This is a genomic window from Flavobacterium piscis (assembly GCF_001686925.1).
Taxonomy (GTDB): domain Bacteria; phylum Bacteroidota; class Bacteroidia; order Flavobacteriales; family Flavobacteriaceae; genus Flavobacterium; species Flavobacterium piscis.
In genome coordinates, this window is sequence record NZ_LVEN01000012.1 from 312707 (window position 1) to 324756 (window position 12050).

The 12050-nt window shown below is 34.5% G+C and carries 6 protein-coding genes; 5 read left to right on the forward strand and 1 reads right to left on the reverse strand.

The features are described 5' to 3' along the window. Positions 1–6: 6 nt before the first annotated feature. From FLP_RS08305 to FLP_RS08315, 3 genes are all read left to right on the forward strand, one after another. A complete protein-coding gene (locus FLP_RS08305) occupies positions 7–3291 on the forward strand; it encodes an efflux RND transporter permease subunit (RefSeq protein ID WP_065449054.1) in 3285 nt (1094 codons plus the stop codon). Further along, the gene (locus FLP_RS08310; protein ID WP_065449055.1) at positions 3281–4369 is read left to right on the forward strand and encodes an efflux RND transporter periplasmic adaptor subunit; all 1089 of its coding nucleotides are present in this window, start codon (positions 3281–3283) and stop codon (positions 4367–4369) included. The genes FLP_RS08305 and FLP_RS08310 overlap by 11 nt, the downstream gene beginning before the upstream one ends. Positions 4370–5273: 904 nt before the next feature. Continuing rightward, complete coding sequence (locus FLP_RS08315; protein ID WP_065449056.1) at positions 5274–8267, forward strand: ELWxxDGT repeat protein; 2994 nt, start codon at positions 5274–5276, stop codon at positions 8265–8267. Between the two features lie 460 nt (positions 8268–8727). Here FLP_RS08315 and FLP_RS08320 read toward each other — a convergent pair whose 3' ends face one another. After that, the gene (locus tag FLP_RS08320) at positions 8728–9276 is read right to left on the reverse strand and encodes a type 1 glutamine amidotransferase domain-containing protein (protein WP_065449057.1); all 549 of its coding nucleotides are present in this window, start codon (positions 9274–9276) and stop codon (positions 8728–8730) included. A gap of 684 nt (positions 9277–9960) precedes the next feature. On the opposite strand from FLP_RS08320, the gene FLP_RS08325 reads away from it, so the two are divergent. Further along, entirely contained in the window at positions 9961–10632 is a 672-nt protein-coding gene (locus FLP_RS08325) for a response regulator transcription factor (RefSeq protein ID WP_065449058.1), read from the forward strand. Positions 10633–10634: 2 nt separating this feature from the next. Then, positions 10635–11993, forward strand: coding sequence for a sensor histidine kinase (locus FLP_RS08330; protein ID WP_065449059.1), 1359 nt, complete (start codon positions 10635–10637; stop codon positions 11991–11993). Positions 11994–12050 lie beyond the last annotated feature (57 nt).

Sequence of the window (12050 nt, forward strand, 5' to 3'; positions counted from 1 at the left end):
ATCCTAATGAATTTAATACGTTTTGCACTCCGCAAACCCATCTCCATATTAGTATTGGTTGCGGGTCTATTTTTCTTCGGAATTGGTGCCATCAAGGACATTAAGGTAGATATCCTGCCAAAAATGAACCTGCCGGTTATCTATATTGCGCATCCTTTTGGAGGTTACACGCCAGACCAGATGGAAGCTTATTTTGCTAAGACTTATGTCAACATTTTACCTTTTGCCAATGGTGTAAAATCGGTAGAAACCAAAAACATTCAGGGGTTAATGATCATGAAATTAACCTATTATGAAAACACGAATATGGCTCAGGCTGCAGCCGAATTGAGTTCACTTTCGAACAGGATTCAGGCGGCGTTCCCCCCGGGAACCCAGCCTCCGTTTATCATTCGTTTTGACGCTTCTTCATTGCCAATTGGACAATTGGTTTTGAGCAGTAAAATACGATCAAACAATGAATTGCAGGATTTAGCCAACGTTTATGTTCGTGCTTCGTTTACTTCGATTCCGGGTTTATTATCGCCGGCACCCTTTGGCGGAAGCCCAAGAACTATCGAGGTTAACGTAGATCCGGATTTATTGCGTTCGCACAATATGACACCGGATCAGGTGGTTGAAGCTATTCGTATCAACAACCAGACGGCTCCGTCAGGAAACGTAAGAATGGGCGATGTCAACTACATTACACCAACCAATAATACGATCAAAGAAGTTAAGGATTTCGAAAACATTCCGTTGTTTAAAGGAAGCGTTCAAAACTTAAAATTAGGCGATGTTGCCACTGTAAAAGATGGTGCCGATATTACACAAGGTTATGCTTTGGTAAACGGAAAACGTTCGGTTTATATTAGTATTGCAAAAGCCGGAGATGCTTCGACCTGGGATGTGGTTCAGAAATTAAAAGCCGAATTACCTAAAATTCAAAGCACATTACCCGAAGACGTAAAATTATCGTATGAATTTGACCAGTCGGTTTATGTAATTAACTCGGTAAAAAGTTTGATTACGGAAGGTATTATTGGAGCGGTTTTAACCGGATTGATGGTATTGCTTTTCCTTGGTGATAAACGTGCGGCTTTGATTGTAATCTTAACGATTCCAATTTCGATTATCTCAGGAGTTTTATTCCTTAAATTATTCGGGCAAACGATCAACTTAATGTCTTTAAGCGGATTGGCATTGGCGATTGGAATTTTGGTGGATGAAAGTACGGTAACCATCGAAAATATTCACCAGCATCTCGACATGGGCAAACCCAAGGCACTCGCCATTTGGGATGCGTGTCAGGAAATTGCATTGCCAAAATTATTGATCTTACTTTGTATTCTGGCGGTATTTGCACCGGCGTTTACCATGGTGGGTATTCCCGGAGCGTTGTTCTTGCCTTTGGCTTTAGCTATTGGATTCTCGATGGTGATTTCGTTTTTACTTTCTCAGACTTTTGTTCCCGTAATGGCGAACTGGCTAATGAAAGCACATCCAAAACACGAACATGGACCTAATATTACCGATGATGAAGCAGAGTTTAACGATTGCGGATTAACTCCGGAATCTGAAAAAGATCTGATCACGCAGAAAAAAGCCATGGTCGCAAAAGAGGATATCGACAATAATGGAAAGATTGGTGCTTTCGAGCGTTTCAGAATCCGTTTTATGCGAACGCTGGACCGATTGTTTCCTTATAAAAAAGCAACAGCTATAATATATCTGGTTGGAATTACGCTTTTGGCGGTTGTCTTTATTAATTTCATTGGAAAAGATGTTTTCCCGAAAGTAAATTCAAGTCAGTTTCAGTTAAGAATGCGTGCTCCCGACGGAACCCGTTTAGAGCGTACCGAAGAAAAAGCAATCATTGTTTTGAAAGAATTGCAAAAAATGGTGGGTAAAGAACATATCGGAATCTCGTCTGTATATGTAGGACAACACCCTTCGTTATTCTCGATTAACCCTATTTATTTGTTCATGGCAGGTTCGCATGAAGCAGTATTTCAGGTGAGTTTAAAAGAATATCACACCGATATGGACAACTTTAAGGACGACTTTAGAGCCCGAATTAAAAAAGTGCTTCCGGATGTAAAACTTTCTTTTGAACCAATCGAATTAACGGATAAAGTTTTGAGTCAGGGTTCCCCTACTCCTATCGAAGTTCGTATTGCCGGAAAAGACAAAAAACGAAATGAATTATATGCTACTCAAATTGTAGAAAAACTGAAAAAGATTGCTTATTTCAGAGACGTACAAATTGGTCAGCCTATTCATTATCCTGCAATGAATATTGATATTGACAGAACCCGCGCTGCCGAATTGGGCGTAGATATGAATGATATTTCGAGATCGCTTGTAGCTTCGACCTCATCATCAAGATATACAGAGAAAAATACCTGGGTAGACGAAAGAGCCGGATTATCATATAATGTTCAGGTTCAGGTTCCGTTGAATCAGATGAAGAGTAAAACTGATATTGGAGAAATTCCGGTATTAAAAAACTCGCTTCGTCCTGTTTTAAGTGACGTTGCCAAAATTACACCCGGATTTGTAAGTGGTGAAAATGACAATTTAGGGGCTATGCCATACATTACCGTTACAGCCAACATTAGCCAGACCGATTTAGGTACGGCAGTAAAAGATGTGGATGCAACCATCAGTTCGTTGGGAGAATTACCTAGGGGGTTATTCATTACTCCAATCGGAATGAGTAAAGTATTGGTAGAAACATTAAGCAGTTTACAGGTAGGATTATTGGTTGCCATATTTGTAATCTTCTTAATGTTAGCCGCTAATTTCCAATCGTTCAAAGTTTCGTTAGTAATTCTAACCACAGTTCCTGCTGTAGTTTTAGGAGCCTTATTAATGCTTACCATTACTGGTTCTACGCTAAACTTACAATCGTATATGGGAATCATTATGTCGGTTGGGGTTTCGATCGCGAATGCCGTTTTATTGGTTACGAATGCAGAACAGTTGCGTAAAAAGAACGGAAACGCGTTAGAATCGGCTCGTGAAGCCGCGGCTTTAAGGCTTCGTCCTATTATCATGACATCAGTTGCGATGATTGCGGGAATGTTACCAATGGCCATTGGTCATGGCGAAGGTGGCGATCAGGTATCTCCGTTAGGTAGAGCTGTAATTGGCGGATTATTATTTTCGACTTTTGCAGTATTGCTTATCTTGCCATTGATTTTTGCCTGGGCACAAGAAAAAACAACAACACAATCTGTTTCTTTAGATCCTGAAGACGAAGAAAGCATCCATTATATCTCATCATTAAATCCGAAAAATGAAAAATAACATTATACAATCGACCGCATTATTTTTTGTAGCCGTATTTTTTCTAACTAGTTGTAATTCTAAGAAAGAAGAAACCGTTACTGCCGAAATTGAACCTAAAACAGAAACATTTTCTTTAGAAAAAGAAAAGCTAACAACAGAATTGCGTTTGCCAGCCGAATTAACCGGTTTTCAACAAGTAGATTTGTACGCAAAAGTAAGCAGTTTTGTAAAATTGCTAAAAGTAGATATTGGTACCAAAGTAAAAAAAGGACAGCTTTTGATCGTTCTTGAAGCTCCGGAAATCAGTTCTCAACTGGCTGCTGCCGAATCAAGACTAAAATCGATGGAAGCTATTTATGCTACGACCAAAAGTACTTACAACCGTTTGTACGAAACGAGCAAAGTCGAAGGAACGATTTCTAAAAACGATTTAGAAATGGCCAACGGAAAGAAAAACTCTGATTACGCACAATATCAGGCCGCAGTTGCCGCCCATAAAGAAGTGTCGATTATGAGAGGTTATCTTGAAATCCGCGCTCCTTTTGACGGAGTTGTAGCAGCAAGAAATGTCAATTTAGGAACGTTTGTTGGTCCGGCAGGAAAAGGATCTGATTTACCTTTATTGACGATTCAGCAACAAGATAAATTGCGTTTGGCAGTTTCTGTTCCGGAACTTTATACAGGATATTTACACAATGGCGACGAAATGAGTTTTAATGTAAAATCATTACCGGAAACTTTTAAAGCTACAATTACCAGAATGTCAGGAGCTTTAGATCTAAAACTAAGATCTGAAAGAGTTGAAATGGACGTACACAATACTAAGAAAAACTTATTGCCAGGAATGGTTGCCGAAGTGCTGCTGCCGCTTAACGCAAAAGACAGCACATTTGTAGTTCCAAAATCAGCATTAGTGAGTTCTGCCGAAGGTTTGTATGTGATCAAAGTAATCAACCACAAAGCCACGAGAGTTGATGTGAAAAAAGGAAGAGAAATCGACGATAAAATCGAAATATTCGGGGATTTGAACCCGAAAGATAAACTGGTAAAAATTGCCAGCGAAGAAACTAAAGAAGGCGATATCATAAACGAATAACCTGCGTTTAGCTTTCTTATAGTAGTTTACCAAAAACTGTACGCTTAATGCGGCATTCTAAAATCTAATTTTAGAATGTAGATTACAATTTACCTCTTGGGCAGCACTCTGATAAAGTGCTGCCTTTTTTTTTTATATTTAATTGTTTCGCAGAGATTCGCAAAGATGGCGCAGAGATTCGCTGAGTTTTTTTAATCTCGCAATCCCGATAGCTATCGGGAGCTAAGGCGCAAAGTTTTGCAATTAACTATTACGCGTATTGTTGTCATTTCGACGCAGGAGAAATCCTCGCGAGAAGCTCGACAAAGATTGACGATTTTGCATGCGTAGAATGGATTGAAATCCATCCATACAATATAATCCGTTCCCCCGGAACTCTTTATAAAATTACGTAGGAATGATTTATTTTTTAGCAAGGTCCCGAGCCTTCAAGATTAATCCCTTGAAACGCAAAGTAACCCCAATTTTGTCATTTCGACGCAGGAGAAATCTCCACGAGTAACTAGACAAAGATTGACGATTTTGTATGCGGAGTTAGTTACGAGGATTTCTCGTGCGTTGAAATGGCAGGCTTTGTGGTTATGTTTTTTTTAAACTTTTTAATTAAATGAAAGTTCTTATTTTTTTAGGAGCTATTCCCTGCTATCATTCCAATCTTTTATGCCGAACCCCGGCACAAAAGGATTTCCACTTCTATCGGGGCTAAAAAACTAGTCTTTATCAAAAAATAAATGCTCTGTAAAAAGATAAAGTTTGACTTAAACCCAATGTTGCATATTTCAAAAATTTAGTAATAAATATCTACTAAATAAAAAAATCCTGTGATAATTTGTAAGAAAAAAATAAATACATTTGGTTAAAAACTTTTACAAAAAATTAAGGTCTTCATAAAACATAAAAATAAATGAAATTTAACTATACTCTTCTTTTTATAATCGCCTTTTTTACTTTTTCAACTGCTCAAACAATAGACGCAACTTTAATCGAATTAAATTTTCATGAAGATAGTACTCCACAGGATCTCACTTCATCATCATCAGGATTTTATTTTACTGCAACAGATGGATACTTTAAAAAATATGGTAGAGAATTATGGTATTCTAATGGTAAAGTAAACGGAACGGTTATGATTAAGGATATTAAACCCGGACAGAATTCTTCTAACCCAAGTAATTTAGTTTTAGTAAACGATATACTCTATTTCACAGCAAATGATGGCGTTCATGGAACGGAACTGTGGAAAAGTGATGGAACTGAATCCGGAACACTAATGATTAAAGATATAAGACCTAACAATAATGATGATTATAATGGTCCTTCGAATTTATTATCTTTTAATGGAAAATTATTTTTTACTGCAACCAACGATATTAATGGAATTGAGTTGTGGGAAAGTGACGGAACTGAACCTGGGACCAATATGATAAAAGATATAAATCCTAATGGAGATAGTAATCCAAATGGATTATTTGTTTTTAATAATGGCTTATATTTTATTGCAAACGATGGTATAAATGGAATGGAATTATGGAAAAGCGATGGAACAGAAGCCGGAACTTCAATGCTTAAGAATATCAATCCAATTTTTGCAGCGTTAAATTACGGAAATCAATTTCTGATTATGAATAATAACTTTTATTTTTTCGCAAATGATGGAATAAAAGGTTTCGAGTTATGGAAGAGTGATGGGACCGGATCGGGAACCATATTAGTAAAAGATATTCGTACAGGCAATAATTCAAGTTCACAAGTATTAAATGGAGCCGTACTTAATAATATAATAATTTTTGAAGCTAATGATGGAATCAATGGTACCGAATTATGGAAAAGTGACGGAACAGAAGCCGGAACTTCAATGATACTAAATATTAATAATACAAATAATAGCAGCTTAAACTATGGTAATAAATTCATAGAATTTAATAATGAGGTTTATTTTATTGCAAACGATAATATACATGGGGATGAAATATGGAAAACTAATGGAACATCAAATGGTACCATTTTATTAAAAGATATAAATGATGGAATTTCATCCATATCAATAGAAAAATTTCATGTTGATAAAGTAAATAACAAACTTCTATTTTATACTAACAGTACTAATTCCTCTGATAAAAAACTTTGGGTCAGTGATGGGACATTAAATGGCACAATAGAATTAGCAAATGTTAAAGCCAGTAATATTTCAGGATTAAAAGAAACCTTTATCAGTATTCATAATCTTACTTTTTTAACTGGTCAAAATGAATTAAACGGAATTGAGCTATGGAGTACAGATGGAACAGCTGCCGGAACATCCCTATTTGAAGATCTAAATTATTCAAATAGCAGCAATTCTTCAAAATTTACTACTGTCAATAGTAATGTCTTTTTTAAAGCACGAGGAAAAGAATATGGAAGCCAGTTATTTAAAAGCGACGGAACTATTACTGGTACGAAATTAGTTAAAGATATTAATCCTGGTTACGAAGCTATTGATGATCTCTCCGAAATGAAAGCAATAAATGGTACTTTGTTTTTTAGCGCAATTGATAATATTCATGGTTATGAATTATGGAAAAGTGATGGAACAGAAAGTGGTACTGTGATGATAAAAGATATAAATCCAGGTATCAATAGCAGTATGATAAATTACAATCAAAAACAAGAATTTACTGTAATAGATAATATTTTATATTTTTATGCAAATGATGGCGTGCATGGCTTTGAATTATGGAGAAGTGATGGAACTGAGTCTGGGACTTATATGATAAAAGATATAAAAGCTGATACTGGTGTTTTTAATGATGGTAGCTATCCCAGATACTTTACTAAATTAAATAATATAATTTATTTTGTTGCTAATGATATTACCGGTACGGGTTTGTGGAGCACAAATGGTACTGCATCCGGAACAGTTAAGATATTAAATTTAAATGACATAAGAACCTTAAAGACGGTAAATAACAAATTAATGATTTTTGCTGCGACAACTGTAACTAATGCTGGTCCAAATGATTTATGGATCTCAGATGGAACAGCAGCTGGGACAAATCATATCAAATCTTTTGCAGTTAATGTAGATAGTGATATTCGATATAGTACAATTTTAAATAATGAATTATATTTTGTTGCTACAAGCCCCGAAAGTTTTAATAAAGCAATTTATAGAACAGATGGAACTACAGCAGGTACGGTTTTATTATTTGATGGAGCAACACATCCAACACTCGCCAATCTTGATATCGATCATATTTTAACGTGCGGTAATTATGTTTACTTCTCTGTTCAGGACTTTTATAAAACCGATAAAGAATTATGGAGATGTAATAATAAGATCACTGAAAAAGTTGCAGGATCTGATACAAAGGATTTTATATCTATTAGGAATCTTACTTGCTACAATGATAATCTACTATATTTAGCTGAATTGTTTCCTCATAAAATTTGGTTAATCAATAATAATTTGAACAAGCCTTTAGATATAAACATAAATATAATAAATGGCAAAAAATTTGACGGATATGATGCAATAGAAGAATTAGGAACAAGTAATGAGAAATTATATTTTAGAGCGCGCAATGATATTAGCGGAAATGAGCTATACGTTACAAAAATAAATATTCCTTCCTTAGGGACTTCTGATTATTATAATTCTCAGAATGGAAGTCTAAAACAAGTAAATGCTTATCCCAATCCTGCAAATCAATATGTAAATATTAAAGCTACTAATGATTCTGAAATTGTTAAATTTCAATTATGGGATTCAACAGGGAAAAAAATTGACGAACAATTTAATAAAGATGAGAAAAAAGAAATTAAATATGACGTAAGTAGATTACCGAATGGAATCTATTTTATTAAGGTAACACTTTCTACTGGTAGAATTAATGATTTAAAGTTAATTGTTAATTAGCAAATTGAATCGTTATACTTTCAAACTGTCTTAATTTATTTCAACCTCTTTCATGATAAATTAGGATAAATAATCTAAACTAAAAAAAACCTCGACTTTCTAAAATCGAGGTTTTTCTTTGATAAAATACATATTTTAAAATTCTACTCCACATCCAAATAAGGATTTAAAACCTCAGCTAATTCATTCAGCCAATAAAAGCTGTTTTGTAAATTGTCGATTTCGTTTTGAAGAGTTTCATGTTGCCCTTAAAGCTCGCTCTACCTCGATCTGTACGAAGTCTCCCGACTTCGTACACATCACTATATTCCATTTCTATCTAGATTTATAATGTCTCATTGGAACAGGTACGAAGTCAGGAGACTTCACACAGCATAAATAATTACACTGGCAATTAAAAAAAAATGCAAGACCAAAATTGATCTTGCATTTTTTGTAACATGATAAATGTAAAAAGAAACTACACAGTCTGACGTTCATGTTTTCCTTCTTTAATTTCTTCCACCATTTTTTTATTAAAAGCGGGCAAATCATTTGGGTTTCGGCTGGTTACTAATCCGTTGTCTACGACTACTTCTGAGTCTTCCCATTGTGCTCCGGCATTTATTAAATCGTTTTTAACAGAGAAGAACGAAGTTACTTTTCGACCTTTTAAAACATCAGCATCTACCAGAATTTGAGGACCATGACAAATAGCCGCTACTGGTTTTTTACTTTCAAAAAAGGAACGTACAAAATTTACTGCGGCCTCTTCTCTTCTCAATAAATCAGGGTTTATAACTCCTCCCGGAAGTACCAAAGCATCGTAATCAGCTTCATTTGCCTGATCTAATACTACATCAACATTATATTCCTTGCTCCAATTTCCGTCTTTCCAGGATTTGATAGTTCCAGATTTTAAACTGATGATATCTGCATTCCAGCCTTGCTCTTCAAGATAGGCTTTAGGCGATGATAATTCTGATTCTTCAAAACCGTTTGTTGCTAATATGGCTATATTCTTTTTCATAATTCTAATTTTTAAAACGTTATTAATTTTGATTTAGTTAAAATTAGTAATTCCATACAGCCAGCGAAAACAGACGATGTTAAACATTTCTTTAAAAAAAGTTAATTAACTGAAAATCAAATTATTATTAAAAATTAAATTGAAATTATATAAGATTCAAGTCAATTTGGATTATTATTTTATAGGATGAGCGTTCAGAAAATAATTAAATTACTTAGTATAAAAATGAAAGCAGTTTTTTCTTTTAAAAAATAAAATTTTCTTATGGAACAACTGACTAGCCCTGATGGGAGGGAAAATCCTTTTTCTTGCTCCTTTAGCAAGGAAAAGATTTGGAAGGACAGCAGGAATAGCTCCTAAAAAAACTTAAATTCCAAATTTTAAAATTCCAAATTCCAAAAGGATTTATTTGAGTTTTGTTTTCATAATCCTTCAACTACGCTCAGGATGACTATTGGGGTATAAAAAACTAAATAATAGAAGACTTACACTTTTTGAAGTTTTGGGACTATCAGGATTATTATGGGTGATAATTAAGTTGTTCTTTTCCTACGAGATTCAATTTTAACAGCGATTGCGATAATTAATTGCTATTTTTGATTTTCTCTTAAAAATACAATTCATCAGGAATATTCAACTTTAGATCCTGATTCATACAAAAACCAATTATAACAATATTAGATTATGAATGTTCTACTCATTGAGGATGATAAACGCATTAGCGAATTTATTATAAAAGGTTTAGAAGAAAATAATTTTACGGTGCATCTGGCAGAAACGGGCGAGATTGCACGAGATCTTCTTCAGCACGATACCTGGGATATTATCCTGATGGATATTATGTTGCCGGGAATCGACGGAATTCAGCTCACGAAAATGATGCGTTTCAAGAAAATTCATACTCCAATATTAATGCTCAGCGCACTCAGCGATACTGATGATAAAGTCAATGCACTGGATTCCGGTGCCGATGATTATTTGGTTAAACCGTTTCATTTTAAGGAATTGATTTCGAGAGTAAATGCTTTGACGCGCAGAACTAAATTTAATTATGATAAAGTAGAAACTTTATACACCTTAGGAAGTTTAGCCATAAACCCTGAAGAACACAAGGTTACAGAAAATGATGTATTGATCGATTTGTCTCCGCGTGAATACAAACTGCTTTTATTTTTACTGGAAAACAGAAACAAGGTAATGTCAAGAACTCAGATTTTAAACGCAGTCTGGGGCATTAATTATGATAATAATACAAATGTTGTCGATGTTTATATTTCTTATTTAAGAAACAAAATCGAGCAAAACCATAAATTCATCCATACCATAAAAGGAACCGGATATATGCTTAAAGAATAGTCATGAAAATTCGCAACAAGTTTACTTTAATATCTTCTTTTACGTTTAGCGTTGTCTTTGTCATTGCTTCTATTATTACGTATTTGTCTTTTTATGGCTATTCTGAAAAGATCATTTTTAACGAACTTCAGAAAACGTGTTTGTTAACCGGAATTTTTTATCTGGAAAAAGATGAATTACCGGAGAATCAGCATTTGATTATTGGACAGCAATTCAGGGAAAATTCACTTGAGATTATTTCGCGTGTTTATAATAATAAAAATGAAATTGTATACGGTGATAAAACAATCGATGAAAATATAAATACAGACAGACTGGATTACATTCGTAAGAATCGAAAATTGAATTTTAAATCGAATCATCATTTCTATTTCGGAAGTTTTTATCATGATAATCAGGGGGATTTTGTGGTTTTTGTCAAGAAAAACGATCAGGAGTTTAAAACCATTACCAACAGATTATTGATCATTATGATTTTGGTTTTAATAAGCGGATTAATCACGATATATATCGTGAGCCGTTTGCTTTCGAATCTGGCGTACAGTCCGATAAAAAATATTATCAATCAGGTAAATGAAATCGAAGCTTCGTCGCTCGATCGCCATATTGTTTCGCCAAATACCAAAGATGATATTCAGGAACTGATCGAAACGTATAATAATTTGTTCAAGCGACTTTCGGATACTTTTATCATTCAGAAAAACTTTATCAATTATGTTTCGCATGAATTCAAAACGCCTTTAACTGCCATCTCCGGAAATCTGGAAGTATTTGCACAAAAGGACAGAACTAGTGCCGAATACAAAGAAATGTCTGAAAAAGTATTAGAAAACGTGTATCAGATCGAAGATACGATGAACACGCTGATGATGCTTTCGGGATTGAGAAACAATACAGAACTCAATGAAATTTTCAGGGTTGATGAACTAGTTTGGGACATCAACGATCAATTGCCAGATGTGTATCAGTTAAAAAGTTCTCAGATACAAATTGCGATTGAAATTGTCAATGACAAACTGCTTTCGATAAAAGGAAACAGCAACGAAATTAAGATTGCTTTGTACAATATTATAGAAAATGCCGTAAAATACTCTAACGGAAATCCGATCAAAATAAGTTTGTTACAACAGAATGATCAGCTTAAAATTGTAATTGAAGATCACGGAGGTGGCATTAGCGAAGAGGATTTAAAATTCATCAAACAAACCTTTTACAGGGGTAAAAATGTCAATGATATAAAAGGCAGCGGTGTTGGGCTTTCGTTGGCCAATATTATCTTCAAACAAAATAATATTCACTTTACGATTACATCCAAAAAAGACGTTGGAACGACGGTAACCTTACTATTTCCGCCACTCTAATCGTTTTCTAATGTAACTCTAACTCCTTTCTAACACACATCAAATTAGGGTTTAATA

Bases quoted from the DNA above. Each gene is read 5' to 3' on its own strand.
- FLP_RS08305 (WP_065449054.1), top strand. From the start codon at position 7: ATGAATTTAATACGTTTTGCACTCCGCAAACCCATCTCCATATTAGTA.
- FLP_RS08310 (WP_065449055.1), top strand. From the start codon at position 3,281: ATGAAAAATAACATTATACAATCGACCGCATTATTTTTTGTAGCCGTA.
- FLP_RS08315 (WP_065449056.1), top strand. From the start codon at position 5,274: ATGAAATTTAACTATACTCTTCTTTTTATAATCGCCTTTTTTACTTTT.
- FLP_RS08320 (WP_065449057.1), bottom strand. From the start codon at position 9,276: ATGAAAAAGAATATAGCCATATTAGCAACAAACGGTTTTGAAGAATCA.
- FLP_RS08325 (WP_065449058.1), top strand. From the start codon at position 9,961: ATGAATGTTCTACTCATTGAGGATGATAAACGCATTAGCGAATTTATT.
- FLP_RS08330 (WP_065449059.1), top strand. From the start codon at position 10,635: ATGAAAATTCGCAACAAGTTTACTTTAATATCTTCTTTTACGTTTAGC.